We start from the raw sequence: 18,129 nt of genomic DNA, 5'->3' as shown, positions 1-18,129 counted from the left end.
TCGTGAGTTCTCTCCGACGGCATTAACAGCTTCATCGAAAGCTTCTCTCTTCCCTGCGAAAAAGAACTCCACATGAACCAGATACCGACACAGAGTTCTATAAGAAAACTGTTGATCTTCGACTTGCCGTGTTGAAGGAAGAGCACAACTAACCGTAGTGGATTGATTGGGGGTAGACAAAGTAGAACAATTGGTGTTTCTATGAGGGTGTCATAGAACAGTTCGCATACCTGCTGTATGGCGATTTCTATCAAGAGTAGTTTTCATTTTTGACACTATTGTTCGAACTCAACTGGGCAAGCGTTGTCTCACGATGCCCGTGACAACCATTCTATGACACCTCTGGCGTACAGGAAACGGGGGTTTTCTGAACAGTAAAATCAAATCTACAAGGCTCTTCCCGAACTCAGTGAAACACTACTATCCGCAAATTGATAGAACATTCCGTGATGAATACAGGGCGCGCATCCTGTGACGGATGTCACACCGCAGCCCGCACAATAGAGGGGACTGACAGGAAGTAGTCACGACGGTACGAATAGCCCAAACGGACGAAAAAACCGGGCCAGAGCGCGCCGGGTGTTGTCTCTGATGAACGCCCACGTCCCGATTTTCGACTCGTCAAGGTGCCACTGACCGCCGTCCTTGTAGGCGGTGTCCGCCTGCTCGTGGTAGTTCAGTGCCTCATGGACACGTGACTCGGTCATGTCACAGGCGTCAGCGAGTTCCGGGACCGTCTTCGGGCCGTCCTTCAGTTCCTCGGCGACGAGATGGCCGACCTGCATCGACAGAAACAGTTCACTGGAGTCGGCGTCAGCCATCTCGTCGTCACCTGATCGGATGCCTTCCCGGAGGCTATAGAGTGCGTCTAGCATCAGCCAGCCACCGCCGCCGACTCCGACCGCGGCGACGGTGGTGTCTCCCTGCGCCCAATAGGCGACCCCACCGGCAGTTACGATAATGAGGCCGAGCGCGAGTCGGAAGTGGCGTTCATCCAGTCCAGGTAACGGGCTCGCGAGTTCGGCAGACTCACCCACGAGTACGATAGCCGCGACGATGATGGTTTGTGACCAAGTGAAGCCGAACGCGATACCGAACAGTGCGATCAGCCCCACCGCGTAGGCGGCACGACGGACGAGGCTGGTGCCGAGGAGGGGGCCGGTCGAGGACATTACGTGTCAGGAAAGAGCCCAATCGTTAAAACAGTCAGCCCACGGTACCATGGTCGGAAACACTAATGCGGATGTGTCGTTGCTGACTACAGCCTCTCTATTCAGCAGTCAGTAGCAGCCTATATCATATATCGAATAGTTGTTTCGCTAGGTTGGGCAAGAGCCATCTACAAATTGGCCTACGATTAGGCCTATAGATCAGTAGAGAGAACGCGACTGAATCGTCGGCTCAAAAACCGGATCCGCACCCGGGTCGGACTCGACGCTGCCCGTGACGTACGAAATCTTCTTGCGTTCTCGCTCGGCAGCTGCCGGACTCATTTCCCCGAGATAGTGGTTCCGGAACGTCTCCCAGTCCTCCCACCCGCCGAAGCTCATTACCACGGCAGGAAGTACGCCGCAGTCCCACAAGAGATGCCCGCCCCACGTCCGCCGGAGGTCGTGGACGTCGAGGTAGGTCCATCCCTCGTCACCGGTTGCCGCGTAGCGTCGCTCGCCAGCTCGCTTCACCCAGCGATAGATCGAGTTCGGCTCGACGCCGACAACCGGCTCGTCGGGATCACGCTCGTACGAGAGCGTTCGAACGGAACTGGCGAGTTCTTTCGGGATCGGAGTCTCCCGATATTTCCCGCGCTTCGCGTAGTCGTTCCACACGCGAAGGAAGCCGTCGGGAGCGTGGGTGAAGTCGTTGCTGGTGACGCTGGCGATCTCTTCGCGGCGGAGGCCCGCCTGAACACCGAGCCGAAATGCGATCTCCTGCTCGGGAGACTTCGCCTCGTCGATGAGCGCTGCGACCTCGTCGTTCTCGTCGCTCTGGCTGAGCCAGACCCGCTTCCCGTCTCGTTTGGGGTAGTCGTCAAGTCGCACAGTAGGCTTAACGAGGTGGCGCTACTAAAAATCGTGTGGAATAGGTATCTGAGGGGTCTCTTTGAGAGTCAGCTCGGGCCTATCAGTAGCCGAATACCGGATTCTAACACATCCAGAGACGGTTGTGTTGAAATCCGTAGTTGCTGATAGTTCGTCGAGGTCGTACAGAATACAGAGCGCTTATTCCGTACGCTGCGCTCAGAAGTTGAAGTCGCACTTCTCAGTCATGGGTCGAGCATTGTCTAAACACTCACACGAACTCTCCCTGTTCAGACATCTCGAACTCAAACCGTGCTCCACCATCGGTTCCATCGGCTACAGATAGCTCCCAGCCGTGGGCTTCCACGATTCGTTTTACGATAGTCAACCCGAAACCAGTGCCACCCTGTGCCGACGAATGTCCCGGTTCAAACACCTCGTCACGCTTTTCGACTGGAATTCCTGGTCCATTGTCTTCGACGTAGATCCCCAGTTCGTTGTGACAGCCGACACGAACGGTCACGTCAGATCCACCATGTTCAACAGCGTTTCGGAACAGGTTCTCGAACACGTGGCGTAACCGGTCAGGGTCTGCTTGAAGGGTCATTTCGTCGACTATTTCGATGGCTGCCTCGCCTGTGTCTACTGTTGCCCAGCATTTCCCGACGAGGTTAGTCAAACTGACCGACTCTGTTTCGCTTATTGTGTCGCCTTGGCGAGCAAGCGTCAACGTATCCTCGACGATCGCCTCCATCCGGTCAAGCGCCTGTAGTAGTGGATCAAGATGCTCGCTTTCTCCCTGCTCAGCAAGGAGTGCAGCGCGACCCTGTGCGACGTTGAGCGGACTGCGCAAATCGTGGGAGATAACACTCGCAAACTCTCCAAGCCGCTCGTTCTGCTGACGTAGTTGTCGCTCACGTTCGACGCGTTCAGTCACGTTCCGAGTGACCCCAACGAGACGTGTTATCTCACCATCGGAGACTACCGGCGCAAGTTTTGTCTGCCAGAAGCGTGCTCCTTCGCTGACCAGGAGTTCCTCCTGATACGAGATCGGTTCGCCAGCCTTGACACAGCGGTGATAGTTCGCGGCTAACTCAGCGCCCTGTTCTTCACCGAACACGGCTTGTGGTGTCTGGCCCTGTACTTCCTCGGTAGTAATCCCAGTCTGGCGCTCATAGGAGGGACTGAGGCGCTCAAACTCGAATTGGACACCATCCCCATCTTCCTCAACATTCATCAGAAAGATGGCGTCCTCCACGCTGTTCAAAACGGCTTCGTACTCTTCGGCAAGCTCTCGCGCTTCGCGTTCGTACTCTTTTCGCTCAGTAATGTCTCGACTGCTAAGCAGAATCCCATCGATGATGTCGTCGTCAACTCGATTCCGCATTGTGGCCTCAATCCAGCGCCACGAGCCGTTGGCGTGGCGGAATCGGACTTCAACAGTCTCGGATCCGGAAGGGTTTGAGAGAACGCTTTCCAGCGCGTCGGCGTTTCGCTCCCGGTCCTCGGGATGGACGAACTCGAATCCCTCGTGGCCAACCAATTCGCCGGGGTCGTAGCCGAGAATCCGTGTGATGGCCGGACTAACGTAGGTTATCGTCCCGTCAGTATCGACGACTGTCGCGAGATCATTTACCTCCTCAACGAGCGTCCGATACCACTCAGGCTTGTGGTTATTACTCTCTTGGTGGGTTGTATCGTCATCCATCGATTATAATGGGTCCAGTACACGTGTAAGCATATTAAAATCGTACGCAACCTCCGGCGGAAGCACTACTCCTTGTTGTATATATGGGGGTGGTGGCCAAGATCTTGCTGAGTATACTCCTATACCTCTCACGCAAATCCTATCGACTGTTAAAGATTTCAACAGGGAACTAGAGACAAAGAATCAAATAGTCAATCAGAGTAGAATTTGCTATCATGCTCCCAGACGACCTCCCAGTTGATCGCCAGAAATTGCTGACGTGGGAAACAGACTGCTGGCAGTGTGGCGAGCAAACGCCTGTGGTCTGGCCACGAGGAGACCATCTTGATACACCCCTCGGAGATGTATTAGCGAATTACGAAACTCCTGTTGAACGGGTCTACAGCAATACTCTCGGCAAAAAAGTCTGGGGAAACGTCTGTCAGAACTGTGATTCATACCAAGGAAATCATTTTATCCAGCAAGAGGCACTGGAGATTGACCCGCCACTGGTAGACTGTCCACATTGTGGGGATGAACACGAATGGAGTCCGGACCAAGGGATGGGTGGGGCATTTGGACAGGGATGGGTCTCATGTCCAGAATATGGTGAAATACCGGTTGGTGACCCACGGGGAGAGTGATGAATCCTTTCGCTCCATACAGGGCCAGATCAGTAGTATTTCAAAACTCGAATGCGAAAATTGCGACATGTACGATCTCACTGGCTTTCAGCGCGATCTGCTGTACGTAGTTGCCGGACTTGATGACCCCCACGGACTCGCGATCAAAGACGAGCTCGAGGACTACTATGAAAAAGAAATCCATCATGGTCGGCTCTATCCCAACCTCGACACGCTCGTTGAGAAGGGACTCATCGAAAAAAGTCAGCGGGACCGACGGACCAACGAGTACAGCACTACTCGCCGGGGTACTAGAGAGATCGAAGCTCGGACTGAATGGGAAGCCGGGTATATTGACCACAAGAGATGACTGAACTACGATAGTTGAGGGCAGTTCACAGCCAGCAGTTCACTGTTCATTGTGAGTATCTATATACGCCAGCTTGTACCTTCGTCAGTTTCTCTTTGTCAACTAATTGTGAAAGTGCTCGACTGACACTCGATTTCGGTCGGTCCGTTTCTGTTGCAATCTCAGACGTTGTGTGTGTACTCTCTTCACTTCGACGAAAGAACTCAAGTATATCAATTTCGACCCGACTTGCGACGCTCTGGAGCAAATCGTATTCAAAAGCGATCTTGGCGAGAGCATTAAGATCAATATGTGCTTCACTGATCTCGCCACTACTGGTGGATACAGTATTTATTCTAAAAACTCCCACAGATTCTAGCCAATTTCTTTCTTCTTCAGTGAACGATCCAGTACTGATTGTTATCTCTGTCTCATCTGATGTCTGGTATTCATCTGGACTGCTCATCACATCAAATTATAAAACCCACTTAGGAAAGAGATTAACGGTAATGTTAATCTATATTTCCATCCTGGGCAAAGGTTTGTCCACTATGTTAGCAACGCTTATTACTCAGACTAAGGTATGTATATGCGAGGATGCGGGAGAGGCGGTTAGCGTAACGCGCCGCCTCCCCCGGTTAGGATAGTGAGGTAGTGGCTCACGGTCCGACGACATCCGGTCTTCATATCTACAATTCCTCGAGTAGATAGGATCGAACAGCGGTGTCGTCGATCTGGCTTACGTGATCGCGGTACGGATCCCGATTTGTTGGCGACGGATTCATCGGAATTCCTTTTCCCAAAATCCAAGCGAGTACTCGGGAGCGGATGCCCTCTTCGCGAATCGGACGAATCGAGTCAAGTTGGTAGGGAACCTCCGCCTGAGGAGCAGGATCTACCCATGATGGGTCGAAATCGAGAACCTGGGGTGGGAGTTCAGGTCGACTATTCTCCAACAGATGGGTAATATGACCAGCAATGTAATCTGCCGTATTCGTCACGGGATATGTCCGATCAGCCCCCTCCATGAACGTTAACAAAACAGGACAGATAGACTGCTGAAAACTAGTGTCGAATGCTGAAGGCATCTGTCGCTTTAGCTGGTGAAAATAATTGCTGTGGGCATCTTCACGACCATCATGAAGGAACGCCGTTTTGCCACATCCATGGGCAAGGTCTCCCACTTGGAGTGGGTTCGTGATTGATTTTTTTGCAGCTGTAACTGCGCATGTCGCGAGTCCAGTAGCCTTGTCGGACCCCTCCCAGAGGATGGCACTCCAAGAGACCGGTAGCGATCGAAGATCCTCAATAAGTCCTTGGACTCGTCTAGCACGCTCCTCTACAGAGACATCTCCGTAACGGAGTAGTGACGATGATTTGTGCTTGAACGGTTGGAGGTCATTTTCAATAAGTGCGCGGAGAAGAGAGATATCGTCCTCTCGAGCAGTACGAACGGCGACTACAATGGTATATCGCGTGCCTTCTACCGTCGTGGTCGATTCATCAAGACCGATCAAATTCGGAGCGCGCTGCTTCTCACCGTCGCGGACCAGCCTGATGTCACGCAGCGGCACACTCATCTGTATATTTCTTGGGAGGCGGTGTCTTGTACGTTCGGATGTTCGAACTTGGCATGCTCTGTTGAATTCGCAGACGGTGTCGGGATCAGGCTACTCTGTGTTCGGTTCGCGCTGTCAAGAAAATTCTGTAAAGACATCTTGGCAGAAGAGAATCACTGGAGCGATCGATCCAACACATCGACGAAGCAGTCTTGATTGTCTCGATCCACCCCTACTCACTTCCCGGTTTGCCGACGTACTCTGATTTCATCGTCCCATTTTACGATAGTAGCGGTAGAGATACGTTCCGTGTATATTTTGGGGGTCTCCGCTGGCACACTTACAGCTGTCGTCGCCACAGGCGACCTTCTCTTTGACGACGGTTCCGTTGCCCTCACTATCGGGCTTGTCGATGGGGTCGGCTGTCTCGGGAAGTACATCGGTGTCGATTGCTTGGTCGCGATACTCGGTGAGCGCCTCAACGTAGCTGTGTATCTCTTGGAGTGTCTCCGTATCCTGTTTCGAGAGGCCCTCTGCGAGATATCTCGGGAGCGAGGTGGGTGGTGACAGTTGCCCTACACCTTATGTAACAATTAGAGCCACATTAGCGCTCGATTGATACATAAGGAATTGAACGTGCTTCACCAACTGTGAGCACTTCAGCGATTACTCAAAACTGTATGTCGCAAGCTCGTGAGAACCACACTGTGGACATTCATCGACATCCTGCTCCACGCTGTATCCACAGTGACGGCATTCGTGGTGCGTTGTTGATGACGGCCTATCCCTGACGATCTGCTGAATGAACTGTTTACTGAGCATTAGTGGGGTCGACGATCTCGCCACAGCCGGGGCATTCAGCCCATATGCCTGGGGTACCGGTGGCTGTTTCATAGTGGATTATCGCATGTCGTCCAGTGACTGTCTCGCCGCAGTACGAGCCGGCGCCACGGAATAGACTCCGATAGTGTGTGGGCGTCTGACGTAGACTTATTACGGCCGCGTTTCGATCGTTTCACAGAATGCCACAAACGACTGAAACGGGCGAAACGATCGAAACGTCACCGGCGATCGTGGCGATGCTCAATCAAAAGGGTGGGGTGGGGAAGACGACCCTCACCATCCACGTCGCCGGCGCGCTCGCCGATCGCGGGCTTGATGTCCTCGTGGTCGACCTCGCGCCGGAGGGGGCGCTCACGTCGATCCTCGGCTACGACGAAGCCTACAGCGACCTCGACCGTGAGGTGTCGCTCCACGAGCTCCTCTTGGACCCGAGCCGCGCCGCCGACGTCGAGGACCTCGTGCTTGTGGGCGAGGAATTCGACCTGCTCCCGTCGAACGAGCGCATGGTCGACCGAACCGGTGGGGAGTTGAATGGCGAACCACGGGCCCGAGAGCGACTGAAGATGACCCTCGACGAGCTCGGCGCAGGCTACGACGCCGTTCTCGTGGATAACATGCCGAGTATTAATGTTCTCACGGACAACGCCCTGGTGGCGAGCGACGGCGTCCTTATCCCAGCGTATGCCGAGGCGCTCTCTGTACAGGGACTCGACCGCCTCCAAAAGCAAATCGACAGCGTCCGGGAGTACTTCGGCGCAGTCAGGATCCTCGGGATCGTCGCGAACCGCGTCGAACATAACAAGCAGGCCGACGCGATGCTCGAGCAGCTCCACGGCGAGTTCGAAGACGGACTCGGCATCCCGGTGTTCGACGTGTACAAGCGAGTCGATCTCCAGCGAGCGATCGCCGCACAGGAGCGCTCTATCTTCGCCGCCGAGGAGCTCGACAGCGACATGGCCCAGGTGATCGCCGAGATTGCGGCGCTCGTCGACGACGAACTCGTGGGGCAGGCTAATGACTGACGACGAGGACGACGCCAGCGAGGAGCTGGGGAAGACCGGCGAGAAGATGGGCGGCATCGCCGACCGTTTCGGCTCATCGACCGACACGACTAACACGAGCGAAACGTCCGAAATGTCTGAAACGGCCGACACGACTAGAACGCCTGAAACGCCTGAAACGATCGATACGGACGACGACGACTCCGCGGCGTCTCCCGATATGACTGAAACGAGGGACACAACGACAACGACTGAAACGGGTGAAACGATCAAAACGTCCGAAACGGGCGACACGACTGACACGCTCGCCCCCAGCGACGAGGGGTTCGTGCTGCGGGAGGACTGGAACGGGCGGACGATCTACCTCTCGGACGACGACGTCGACGAGCTCGACATCCGCTACTCTGAGGTCAACGTCGAGTGGCAGCGTGAACACGGCGAGCAGCTACCGAAGAACGAGCGGTTCTATCCAGCAGTGATCCGGGCGGGGCTCTCCGGGACGTCGATTGAAGAAGAGCTCGGCCTTGAGGACTAGCTGTTACAATCTAGAAACCGAGCTGGTCTGCCATCCATTTTTTCCAGCCTTCCCGAGCATCGACTCCCAAATAGCGAACATCGTCGTGTCGTTGACGTACGTCGAACTCATTTTCTGGTATCTCTTCGAATTTTCCTCGTCTTCGCCTGTCCACGGACCTTCCTCGAAGAACTCCTTGATGTCGTCGAAGTCAGTATGCCGGCACGTGAATCGATTCGGGGCTTGACACCGAGGCGATTTACGGATTATTGGTTATAGGGGAGAGGAGGAGAGCGTGTGCCTCTGATTCCTCCATCAAAAACTGAGTTAACAGTGATATTAAATATGGCGTGGAAATGCGCCGCTCGCGACAACTCGACGATTTCGAATCAATACGATACGCTCACAACGAGTAGAACGAACGAGGTCCATGGTCGTCCTGCCACGCAAACGCGTAGAGACGGCGGGTTTCGACACGCCGGAGCCGGCGGCCGTCGGCACTTTCGCCCGTTGTGAGTGTCCACGTCGTGCCATCACCGCTGACCGAGCCGCTCTCAAGTCGAAGTTCGAATTCCGGCTGCTCGAAGGCGTGAAGACCGTCATCGGTCGCAAGAACAACAACAGCAGTTTCACCCACCGTTGTCTCCACGACGCCGCCGGCCGCCTCAACGATGGGCTGCGGGAAGCCGAGCGCGCCCCCGTCGGCCGGCGTCACGCCGAGGACGATCGTTTTCGGATCGAGATCGTCCCGGTTCCACTCGCGCTCCGGACCCTCGCTGCGCATCCCGCGGAGCCCGAATGCCTCGCGCTCTTCATACGCTTCGTACCCGGAGGGATCGTAACCGCTTGCCGCGGCCGATCCCTCAGATTCTGGTTGGAGTACGACCCCGTCGGGATGCGCCTCGCGGAAGGCCGCGTACGTTGTCATCGGCCCGGGCCGAACCCGGAGCCGCTCGCCGGCGAGTTCGCCTGCGATACACTCGCCGGTGGACTGCTTCCACTCGGAGTCGGTCTCGCGGTCGTACAACACAAGGTCGTCGTCGGCCAGTTTCCCCGAGACGCCGAAGGTGAGCCGGCGGCCGTCGACGGTCGCGTCGTAGACGACCCCGCTGCCGCAGATCGGACACCACGTGACGGCGATCGAAGCCACGTCGCCGTCGGCAACCGGGACCGTGTCGTTGACGACCTCGTGGTAATTGAGGATCCGGATCGGGTAGGCGCGCGCTGGCGACGCCCCGTTGCCGGGCTCTACAATCAGTACTTCGTCGTCGGGATCGCCGACGTACTCCTCGCCGAACGTCGGGTCGTCGATGCTCGGAATCGCATCCTTCGGGAGGACTGAAATCACGTTCATCGCCGACTCGCTCGAGTCCGTCACTGGTCCTCCGGAGCGGTGAGGTGTTCTCGGCCCCAGTCACGCATGGCGATGATCACGGGTTCTAGCGACCGCCCCCGGTCGGTCAGCGAGTACTCCACGCGGAACGGCTTCTCGCTGACGACGGTCCGGTCGATGAACCCATTCTCTTCGAGGTCTTCGAGGACGTCCGACTGAACCTTCCCTGAGATCCCGTCTACCTCTTCTTTGAGCGCGTTGAATCCCAGCGGCCCGTTCTCCAAGAGTCGGTGAATAACGACCGGATGCCACTTTTTACCGATCAGCGTCGCGGTCGTCGTGATCGGACACCAGTCGCTGCCCGCACACCACACTTCCAGGGGCTCGGAATCGGTACTCATACCGGATCCAGGGTCGCCACGAAAATAAAGGTACGTTTGGTAACCAGATGAGGAAACGAAACCGAAGATACCAACCGGTTACCCGGTTACCCGTCTGTTCGCGCGAGCTTTTCCATTACCCATCCATACTAAGTTACTGTAGGTAACCATGAGCGAACTCGAAATTGATGCCGACAGCACGGCCGTACTTATCACCGACCCGCAGATAGACTTCCTGAAGCCAGAAAGCGTGGTCTGGGACAAAGTGGGCGAGACCGTCGAGGAGAACGCCGTCGTCGACAAGCTCCGCCGGCTTCGCGACGCCGCTCGTGAAGGCGACGTGCCCGTCTTCTACTCCCCGCACGAGTACGAGGACGCCGAGTACGAGAGCTGGGAACACCTGAACACCATCGATCAGATCATGTTCGACACGCGGATGTTTGACATTGCGGGCGACGGCGCCGACTTCGTCCCGGATCTCGAACCGGACGACAATACCTTCGTCCTCTCGCCACACAAGCAGCTGTCCGGGTTCTGGAGCAACGACGCGCAGATCCAGCTCCGGCAGCGCGGTATCGACACGATCGTGCTCGCAGGGATGAGTGCGAATCTCTGCGTGGAGTCACACCTGCGCGACGCCGTCGAGAACGGGTTCGAAGTGCTGACCGTGACCGACGCCACGGCAGCCGCCGGCGAGGAGGCGCTTCAGGCGGCGCTCACGAACTACGGGTTCATCGCCCACGAGACCGCCGAGACCGACGACGTCGTCGAGCGGCTGGCAGCGGCAGAGTAGGGGCAGCGCTGTAAGAGAACTCGGCTACGCGGTCTTTTCACACGCGAATCGTCTGTGGTTAATAGACATCTGATCGAATCAACTCCTGACGAGGTAGCGCGGTCGAGTCACACAACCAGTACAACTCTTTACAAACGGACAGTAATCGAACGTATGGACCGGCCGTCTCCGAGCGACCGTCTCGCATTTAAATCCGAGGGCGTCGTGATAGCGGTCGTCGCGTTCGTGCTGACGCGGGGGACGGTCGCCGACCTGTTGGTGACAGAGCGGGGGTCCGTGATGGAGATGAGCGCGGTACTGGTGTTAGCGGTCGGATTCGGCGTCGTCCTGTACGGGATCAACCTCGCAGTCAGCACCCGTGACCGGACATACACCCGGACTGTCCTCATCTGGTTCCTCGGCGGCGCCGCTGCGGTCGGACTCGTGCTCGGTCCGTTACTGATTGCGTCGTCGTCGGGAGACGCCACCGCCACAGCTGCCGCCGTCGGGATCGTCGGCGGCGGCACGGGACTGCTCATCGGGATCCGCGGCGCGGAGACGGACCGACGGCAGGCCACCGTGGACCGGCAGATCGAACAGGCGCGGCTCCTCAATCGGATCCTCAGGCATGAGGTCCGGAACTCCGTCACGATCCTCCGGGGTCACTCGGAGATTCTGTTCGAGGAGCGCGGGGAGACCACCGACCGGAGCAAGACGGCGATCACCGACGCGATCGCACGGATCGAACGGGCAGTAGACGAGACACGGTTTCTCACCGTCGGCACGGTCGACGGCGGTAGCGCGCTCGGACCAGTACGGCTCGACGAGGCGATCCGGAGACATGCGGAGCGCACCGATCGAGACGCGTCGGCGGTGGCGGTCCCGTCGGTGACGATCAGAGCGGACCGATACGTTGACCGGCTGCTCGACGAACTCGTCGCACTCCCTGACTGGGCAGACACCGGCGCCGATCCCCTCGCGGTCGACGTCGGGGACCGGTACGTCGAGCTGTCCGTCACGGCCCCCGGAGTGTGGCTTAGCGCTCGCGAACGCGACGTGCTCGTCGAGGGGATCCCCGAACAGGAGCGGAACGACGTGGACTACGGCGTCCCGGTCGTCCGGATTCTCGTCGCGAGATACGGCGGGGATGTCAGGGTCGACGACACCGACGAGGCGACTACCCTCCGGGTGCGGCTCCCGCGGACCGGCCAAACTGGCGCGGACGACGACACGCCGGGACTCGCGAGCGGAACGCTATGGCGGACGCTCGGTATCGGGCTAGCGGCCGGCGTCGCGATGGGGGTGTTCTTTCAGGTGACGACTGGAACACTGCCGGTGATCGGCGCGCTGTACGGGGCGTCCGTCTCGTCGGTGGGGTGGGTCGCGCACCTGTTCCACAGCGCCGTGTTCGCGACCGTGTTCACCGTGGTTCGCTCGGAGATATTCGGCAGGCTGCTCGGTGAATCCGTCGGGGCCAGCGTCGCCGCGGGGGTCGCGTACGGGCTCTTCCTGTGGTTCGTCATGGCGGGAGTAGTCATGAGCCTCTGGTTGAACGCCGTGGGAGTCGCGACGCCGCTCCCGAATCTCGGCCCGGCCTCGCTTGTCGGTCACCTCCTCTGGGGCGGACTCGTCGGCGCGCTCTCGACGACGCTGTCGCCGCTTCCAGACCGGCAGACGATCCGGGACCAAGTGTTAGCAGCCATCGGTCGATGACGGGGTGATCACCACTCGACGGTCGAGCACTTTCTCGGTTCGGTCGAACCGCCTGTGCGCTCTCGACGCACGATCTGAACGCTGTTAACATCCGTTGACGCCAACCTATTGTATGGTACAGATTGACAGGCGAACCCTCCTCGGCGCCCTCGGGGTCGGAATCTCGTCGGTTTCGGGATGTCTCGGACTCTCCGACGCCGGCACCGAATCCGGGTCGATTGACGACGGCTCTGACGGATCGACCGGGTCGACAGCCGAGGGGCCGCCGACGGTCGAGCGGTCGCTCCCGGCGGCGTACACGGCCGAAGAGCTCGAAGCGGCGAGCCGGTCCGGCGGGCCGCCGCCCGACGGCATTCCCGCGATTGAGGACCCGCAGTTCGCCGAGGCGACAGACCCGCCGGCGTTGCTCGACGACGGCGATCCGGTGTTTGGCGTCGTCCTCGGCGGCGAGGCGAAAGCGTACCCGCAGTCGGTCCTCGTGTGGCACGAGATCGTCAACGACGTTATCGCCGGGACGCCAGTCTCCGTGACCTACTGTCCGCTTACCGGCACCGCACAGGGTTTCCACCGTGGCGAGACGACGTTCGGGGTCTCGGGACAGCTGATCAACGCGAACCTCGTCATGTTCGACCGGGCGACGGAGACCTGGTGGCCGCAAATGCTCGCGACGCGGATTACTGGTGACGACCCCGGAGAGCACCTACAGGAGTTCCGGGTCGTCTGGACGACGTGGGAACGGTGGCGCTCGGCTCATCCCGAGACAGTCGTGCTCACCGACGACACCGGATTCGCCCGGAACTACGGCAGCGATCCGTACGGCCGGTACAACCCCCGAAGCGGGTACTACGCCGGCGACTCCTTCCTGTTTCCACCGCTTACGGAGGACAACCGGCTCGCCCCGAAAACCGTCGTGATCGGGATGCGGTCGGCGAACGGCGCCGTCGCCGTTCGCAAAGAGACGCTCCGCGAAGAGCGGATCCTCGATTTCGATCTCGGTGGCGTCCGTCACGCGGCCGTCTACGACGAATCGCTCGACACCGGGTACGTGTACCGGTCCAGAGATGGCACCGAGAGCGACGGGACCGATAGTGCCGACCTCGAAACCGCGACGCTCTCATGGATGGACAGAGACGTCGTCGTCGACGGCACCGTTCACGCTCCCGACTCGTTGCCGTTCGAGCGGGAGATCGTCTTCGACGCCATGTGGTTCGCTTGGTACGGCTACTACCCGATGACCGATCTTCACCGATGAGCGCTCGCAGCACACGTGAGACGTTTTACGATGTCCTCGGAAACATCGACGGAGCGGTGCGACTGGCCATCGGTCGCCGCGATAGTGCGGCGGTCGTCGCCGCCGTGACAGTTGGCTACTTACTAGCGTATCTCTGGGCGACGGGCGATCTGTTCCTTCGCACAGAGGTCGCCCCCGGCGTACTCGTGATCGACGACCCGCTCGGTCGCCTGTTCGCCCGAACCGGCCCAGCGTCGTTCGGCGCGATCGCCACGGTCGACACCGGCGTCGTCCGGCTGCTTCTCTCGCCGATCAACGTCGTGATCGGCGGCGTCGTCGCTGGCCTCGTCGGTATCAACCTCGGGATGACGTATCTGGCGGTTCGACGGCCCAAAGCATGCGGGATCGGAGCCGGGTCAGGCCTGCTCGCGTCCGTTCCCGCCCTCCTCTCCGGGACGGTCTGTTGCGGCCCGGTCGTGCTGCTCGCGCTCGGCGTCCAAGCGACGGCCGTCGTCCTGACGGCGTTCGTCTGGCTATTACCGATCGGGGTTGCGCTGCTCCTCGCCAGCCTCGCATACGTTGCAATGAAGATCGATCCGGGACGGCCGATCGAATCTTGATCACCGATCGGAGCCGGGACGAGCGAGCGATTCACTCCGTCTCCGTCGCCACGAGCGCTATCCGGTAACTGCTCCTGTGGCGGCGAGACCCCACCCGATGGTCGATCCCGCGGCGACGAGCACCATCGTCACCACGGCTGGGAGCGGCTCTTCGCGTCTCGTGAATCGGTAGTATCCGGGAACGAGCCCGACCATCGGCAGTACAGTCCCGAGCATGACGACTCGCGGGAACACGGCATCAAAAAACGCGAGCGCGACGGCGGACCCCGCGGCGGCGAGACTTCCGAGGCCGTAGGCCAGCCGGAGTCGATCGGCCGACCACCGCGTCGCGAGCGTTCGTTTCCCGACGGCTGCGTCCGCGCGGCGGTCGGGCCACTGCGTCTCCAAGAGGTTCACGAACACCACCAGCGCGAAGGGAAGGGTCGCGAGCGCGGCGGCAACGGTGACGCCGCCGGTGACGACCGCGAACCCGTACAGCGGCAGCGCGACCCCGCCGAGCACTGCGTTCGTCACTTCACCGAGCCCCTTCCACGCAAGTCGGAGCGGCCGTACTGAGTACTGCCAGCCGGCGAGTAGTATCCCGACGAGGACCGCCGCCGGGACCGCTCCCAGCACCCGACCGCCGACCGGCGCCGCGCCGGCGACCAGCAGCGCGACTCCGACGGCTCCCGACGCGACCGCGGCGCGCAGCGCGAGGGACCGGGGAAGCCCGCTCTCGGCCAGCGCGCCGCTGCCGCCCGAGAAGGGTGTCCGGTCGGTGAGCGCGTCCGTTTCGGCGTCCGCGTACTCGTTCGCGTAGTGAACGCTCGCGGCGGTCGGCAGCAGCGCCGCCAGCCCGACCGCGACTGCTCCCGCATCCGCCTCCGCGCCTCGACCGAACGCCATCGCGACACCGAGCGCGTACACGAGCGTAATCAGCGCGAGCTGCGCCGGGCGAGACATCCGCCACAGCGCGACGAGGACGACGCGGCGCTCCAACTCGCCGTCCGTCCCTCCGCTGCGCGGTCCGGTCTCACTCACCTCACTCGCCACGCAGCGTCCGGATCACGTCGAGCAGGTCGTCGATTTCCGGGCGGTCCGCGGGCATCCGTCCCTCGTAGCTGTACGCGACCGCGGGCTCGCCGGAGCGGGTGTCGAGGACCATCGCGACCGGCATCCGGCCGACCAGGTCGTGGAGCGAACCGAGGACGCCGAACCGCACCGGCTGGTCGTACGCGTCGCTCACATCGGTGCTCGGGTCGGCGAGCAGCGCGAACGGGAGGTCGTACGACTCCTGCCACTCGCTGGCTCGCTCGACGGGTTCCGGGAGGATCGAGACGACGGCGGCGTTCAGCGCCTCGAACTCGTCGTACCTGTCGGCGATCGCTTGGACCTGTTTCCGGCAGTTCCCGCAGTGGTAGTCCCGCTGGAACAGCAGCACTAGGGCGTCCATGTCGGCATCGGCCGCGGCGCCGGAAAGAGAGAACGGATCCGGACCGGCGCCGGCGTTCGGCAGCTCAAAATCCGGTACTGCGTCCGGTGTCGGCGACGGAGTCGTATCGCTCATGCCACCGATACGCGGAGCCGCGGGATAACGCCGGGTCGGTTTGGCGCGCGAGGTGCCAGACCCCGTCAGCTATTCTCACGCGTCGAGTAATCTTCTATCATGCCAACACCCGAGTCGACGTCCGTACCGGACCCCGACCGGGAACCCGCGGACGATCCCGACTCTACGTCTACCGAGGGTCTTTCGCTCGTCGCGGACTCGCGGCGATTCCTCCGCGCGGTCCGAGCCTCCGAAGGACGCGGGCACGCACTCGACACCTCCCGAGAGCGACTCGCTGACGCCTCGCCCGACGAACTGGACGCGCTTGGTCCCGACGAGCGGCTCGCGTTCTGGCTCAACGTCTACAACGCCGCGACGGGAGCCGCGCTGCTCGCGGACCCGCAGCGGTTCGAGGACCGCCGGCAGTTCTTCGGCGAGTCGGTCGTCACCGTCGCCGGAGCCGATCTGAGTCTCGATCAGATAGAACACGGGATTCTCCGCGGCTCACAGTGGAAGTACGGGCTGGGATACGTCCCGAATCCCTTCCCCCCGGCGTTCGTCCGGCGCCACCGCGTCGCTGATCCCGACGCGCGCGTTCACTTCGCGCTCAACTGCGGCGCCGCCTCCTGTCCCGCGGTCGCGGCCTACGACGCCGCCGATGTGGACGACCAGCTCGACCGCGCCGCCGCCTCGTACCTGCGAAGCGAGACGGTCGTCGAGGACGGGACCGCTCGCGTGCCGCGCCTCCTCCTGTGGTACCGCGGCGACTTCGGCGGGCGATCGGGTATCCGCACGCTCCTCCGCGAGCACAGCGTGATCGACCCGGACGCGACCCCCCGGATACGCTACCGCGAGTACGACTGGTCACTCGCGCTCGATGCGTTCCGGACCGAGAGGGAGAGGCGATGAGCGACGACGGCCTCCTAGGATCGCTGTCGGTCGTCGGACTGTTGAGTCTCTGTTGTATCGGGGTCGGCGGGATAGCGGGCGGTGCGGTCCTCGCCGGCGGCGGCGCCTCTGCCACCGTCGTCACTACGGGCGCGTCGAGCGCTCGCGGCGCGCTGATCTCGGGCGGCGTCACGTTCGCGACCGTGTTCGTCGCGGCCGTGGCGATCCGGTGGCAGCTCAATCGGTGACGACGGCGGAAGGGGCGGTATCGTCGCCGGCGATCAGACGACTCCAACGCCGCCGAGGATCAGTCGGACGCCGATGACCGTCAACAGCCCCAGAACGACCCCGCGACGGAGGCGCTCGCTCACGCGCTCGCGGAGACGTTTCCCGACCGCGACACCCGCGACGGCGGGGACCGCGGCGGCGACCGATGCGAGGACGAGACCGGGGTCCGGGTACAGTCCGAGCGCCCCGGCAGCGCCGACTCGCAGACCGTTGATGCCGACGAATACGAGCGCGACGACGCCGACGAACAGCCCGTGGGAGAGGTCGAAGCTCCGAACGAACGCGACGAGCTGGACTCCGACATTTGTCGCGCCGAACAGGACGCCTGAGACGACGCCGACGACAGCCATGACGAGCGGCGTATCGGCGAACTCCCGCTCGCTCACGACAGGGAGGGACGGTAACGGGATGGCGTGCTGATTCGTCGCGACGAAGCCGAGCGAGACGAACCCGAGTAGGATCCGGAGCGGGGCTTCCGGGAGCCGGTCGAGGAGTGCCATCCCGAGGAGAGTGCCGACCAGCGCGGCGACGAGCAGCGGCGCGAATCGGGTTCCACACGTGCGGAGCTCCTCGCGGGTGAGATCGCCGACGAGCGCGAGATTGACAGCGAACATCGGAATGATCATGAACGTGACGGCGGTCGCGGGATCGAGTGTCGCGGCGAGTACCATGGTCCCAACGACGGCGAATCCGAACCCTGCGACCCCGTTGACGGCGCCCGCGACCCCGACGACGACGGCGATCGTCGCCACCAGTTCGACGGAAAGCGCGAGGGTCATACGCCT

At 60.5% G+C, this 18,129-nt stretch carries 20 protein-coding genes and 1 pseudogene; 10 read left to right on the top strand and 11 right to left on the bottom strand.

Going from position 1 to position 18,129, the window contains the following annotated elements; translation table 11 throughout:
- Window positions 1-524: 524 nt before the first annotated feature.
- The 3 genes from EXE47_RS08815 to EXE47_RS08805 all read right to left on the bottom strand — a co-directional run bounded on the left by EXE47_RS08815 (window position 525) and on the right by EXE47_RS08805 (window position 3,726).
- Window positions 525-1,172 carry a hypothetical protein gene (locus EXE47_RS08815; RefSeq protein WP_049933271.1) on the bottom strand — a complete coding sequence of 216 codons (648 nt, stop codon included), beginning with the start codon at window positions 1,170-1,172 and terminating at the stop codon, window positions 525-527.
- Window positions 1,173-1,370: 198 nt separating this feature from the next.
- Window positions 1,371-2,039, bottom strand: coding sequence for a site-specific integrase (locus tag EXE47_RS08810; RefSeq protein WP_085682810.1), 669 nt, complete (start codon window positions 2,037-2,039; stop codon window positions 1,371-1,373).
- A 250-nt stretch (window positions 2,040-2,289) separates the two neighbouring features.
- The gene (locus EXE47_RS08805; protein ID WP_137708157.1) at window positions 2,290-3,726 is read right to left on the bottom strand and encodes a PAS domain S-box protein; all 1,437 of its coding nucleotides are present in this window, start codon (window positions 3,724-3,726) and stop codon (window positions 2,290-2,292) included.
- Window positions 3,727-3,941: 215 nt separating this feature from the next.
- Between EXE47_RS08805 and EXE47_RS08800 the strand changes: the two genes are divergently transcribed.
- Both EXE47_RS08800 and EXE47_RS08795 read left to right on the top strand, forming a co-directional pair.
- Entirely contained in the window at window positions 3,942-4,349 is a 408-nt protein-coding gene (locus EXE47_RS08800) for a hypothetical protein (protein WP_080508779.1), read from the top strand.
- Window positions 4,350-4,416: 67 nt separating this feature from the next.
- Window positions 4,417-4,698, top strand: coding sequence for a helix-turn-helix transcriptional regulator (locus EXE47_RS08795; protein ID WP_137708156.1), 282 nt, complete (start codon window positions 4,417-4,419; stop codon window positions 4,696-4,698).
- A gap of 46 nt (window positions 4,699-4,744) precedes the next feature.
- On the opposite strand, the gene EXE47_RS08790 is transcribed toward EXE47_RS08795, so the two are convergent.
- The 3 genes and pseudogenes from EXE47_RS08790 to EXE47_RS18925 all read right to left on the bottom strand — a co-directional run bounded on the left by EXE47_RS08790 (window position 4,745) and on the right by EXE47_RS18925 (window position 6,806).
- Window positions 4,745-5,143 carry a helix-turn-helix domain-containing protein gene (locus EXE47_RS08790; protein ID WP_137708155.1) on the bottom strand — a complete coding sequence of 133 codons (399 nt, stop codon included), beginning with the start codon at window positions 5,141-5,143 and terminating at the stop codon, window positions 4,745-4,747.
- Window positions 5,144-5,366: 223 nt separating this feature from the next.
- Complete coding sequence (locus tag EXE47_RS08785) at window positions 5,367-6,257, bottom strand: hypothetical protein (RefSeq protein ID WP_137708154.1); 891 nt, start codon at window positions 6,255-6,257, stop codon at window positions 5,367-5,369.
- A gap of 211 nt (window positions 6,258-6,468) precedes the next feature.
- Window positions 6,469-6,806: pseudogene (locus EXE47_RS18925) on the bottom strand (hypothetical protein).
- 452 nt (window positions 6,807-7,258) lie between these two features.
- Between EXE47_RS18925 and EXE47_RS08770 the strand changes: the two are divergent.
- Together EXE47_RS08770 and EXE47_RS08765 are read left to right on the top strand one after the other, a co-directional pair.
- On the top strand, window positions 7,259-8,101 hold the full coding sequence (locus EXE47_RS08770) for a ParA family protein (protein WP_137708153.1): 843 nt from the start codon (window positions 7,259-7,261) through the stop codon (window positions 8,099-8,101).
- Window positions 8,094-8,615, top strand: a complete 522-nt coding sequence (locus EXE47_RS08765; protein ID WP_137708152.1) for an HNH endonuclease — start codon at window positions 8,094-8,096, stop codon at window positions 8,613-8,615. The genes EXE47_RS08770 and EXE47_RS08765 overlap by 8 nt, the downstream gene beginning before the upstream one ends.
- Before the next feature lie 382 nt (window positions 8,616-8,997).
- On the opposite strand, the gene EXE47_RS08760 is transcribed toward EXE47_RS08765, so the two are convergent.
- Complete coding sequence (locus EXE47_RS08760) at window positions 8,998-9,972, bottom strand: DUF3179 domain-containing protein (protein WP_321167110.1); 975 nt, start codon at window positions 9,970-9,972, stop codon at window positions 8,998-9,000.
- A complete protein-coding gene (locus EXE47_RS08755; protein WP_089308273.1) occupies window positions 9,969-10,328 on the bottom strand; it encodes a helix-turn-helix domain-containing protein in 360 nt (119 codons plus the stop codon). The genes EXE47_RS08760 and EXE47_RS08755 overlap by 4 nt, the downstream gene beginning before the upstream one ends.
- A 148-nt stretch (window positions 10,329-10,476) precedes the next feature.
- Here EXE47_RS08755 and EXE47_RS08750 point away from each other — a divergent pair, with 148 nt between their 5' ends.
- The 4 genes from EXE47_RS08750 to EXE47_RS08735 all read left to right on the top strand — a co-directional run bounded on the left by EXE47_RS08750 (window position 10,477) and on the right by EXE47_RS08735 (window position 14,643).
- Window positions 10,477-11,100, top strand: coding sequence for a cysteine hydrolase family protein (locus EXE47_RS08750; RefSeq protein WP_089308272.1), 624 nt, complete (start codon window positions 10,477-10,479; stop codon window positions 11,098-11,100).
- A gap of 153 nt (window positions 11,101-11,253) precedes the next feature.
- Complete coding sequence (locus EXE47_RS08745) at window positions 11,254-12,792, top strand: histidine kinase (RefSeq protein ID WP_137708151.1); 1,539 nt, start codon at window positions 11,254-11,256, stop codon at window positions 12,790-12,792.
- Window positions 12,793-12,904: 112 nt separating this feature from the next.
- The gene (locus EXE47_RS08740) at window positions 12,905-14,044 is read left to right on the top strand and encodes a DUF3179 domain-containing protein (protein WP_137708150.1); all 1,140 of its coding nucleotides are present in this window, start codon (window positions 12,905-12,907) and stop codon (window positions 14,042-14,044) included.
- Window positions 14,041-14,643 (top strand): hypothetical protein, encoded by a 603-nt coding sequence (locus EXE47_RS08735; RefSeq protein ID WP_137708149.1) that lies wholly within the window; start codon window positions 14,041-14,043, stop codon window positions 14,641-14,643. The genes EXE47_RS08740 and EXE47_RS08735 overlap by 4 nt, the downstream gene beginning before the upstream one ends.
- 57 nt (window positions 14,644-14,700) lie before the next feature.
- Here the strand turns inward: EXE47_RS08735 and EXE47_RS08730 are convergent, their stop codons facing one another.
- Together EXE47_RS08730 and EXE47_RS08725 are read right to left on the bottom strand one after the other, a co-directional pair.
- A complete protein-coding gene (locus tag EXE47_RS08730) occupies window positions 14,701-15,663 on the bottom strand; it encodes a prenyltransferase (protein WP_241997564.1) in 963 nt (320 codons plus the stop codon).
- A 1-nt stretch (window position 15,664) separates the two neighbouring features.
- The gene (locus EXE47_RS08725; protein ID WP_137708148.1) at window positions 15,665-16,189 is read right to left on the bottom strand and encodes a peroxiredoxin; all 525 of its coding nucleotides are present in this window, start codon (window positions 16,187-16,189) and stop codon (window positions 15,665-15,667) included.
- A gap of 99 nt (window positions 16,190-16,288) precedes the next feature.
- On the opposite strand from EXE47_RS08725, the gene EXE47_RS08720 reads away from it, so the two are divergent.
- Entirely contained in the window at window positions 16,289-17,077 is a 789-nt protein-coding gene (locus EXE47_RS08720; protein ID WP_137708147.1) for a DUF547 domain-containing protein, read from the top strand.
- A complete protein-coding gene (locus EXE47_RS08715) occupies window positions 17,074-17,304 on the top strand; it encodes a hypothetical protein (protein WP_137703783.1) in 231 nt (76 codons plus the stop codon). Before EXE47_RS08720 ends, EXE47_RS08715 begins: the two co-directional genes overlap by 4 nt.
- A gap of 33 nt (window positions 17,305-17,337) precedes the next feature.
- Here EXE47_RS08715 and EXE47_RS08710 read toward each other — a convergent pair whose 3' ends face one another.
- Window positions 17,338-18,123, bottom strand: coding sequence for a TSUP family transporter (locus tag EXE47_RS08710; RefSeq protein ID WP_137708146.1), 786 nt, complete (start codon window positions 18,121-18,123; stop codon window positions 17,338-17,340).
- Window positions 18,124-18,129: the final 6 nt, after the last annotated feature.

It is taken from the genome of Halorubrum sp. GN12_10-3_MGM (genome assembly GCF_005435235.1).
GTDB lineage: Archaea > Halobacteriota > Halobacteria > Halobacteriales > Haloferacaceae > Halorubrum > Halorubrum ezzemoulense.
Note: the sequence above shows the minus strand (reverse complement) of the source record. Positions and strands in the feature narration are given on the sequence as shown.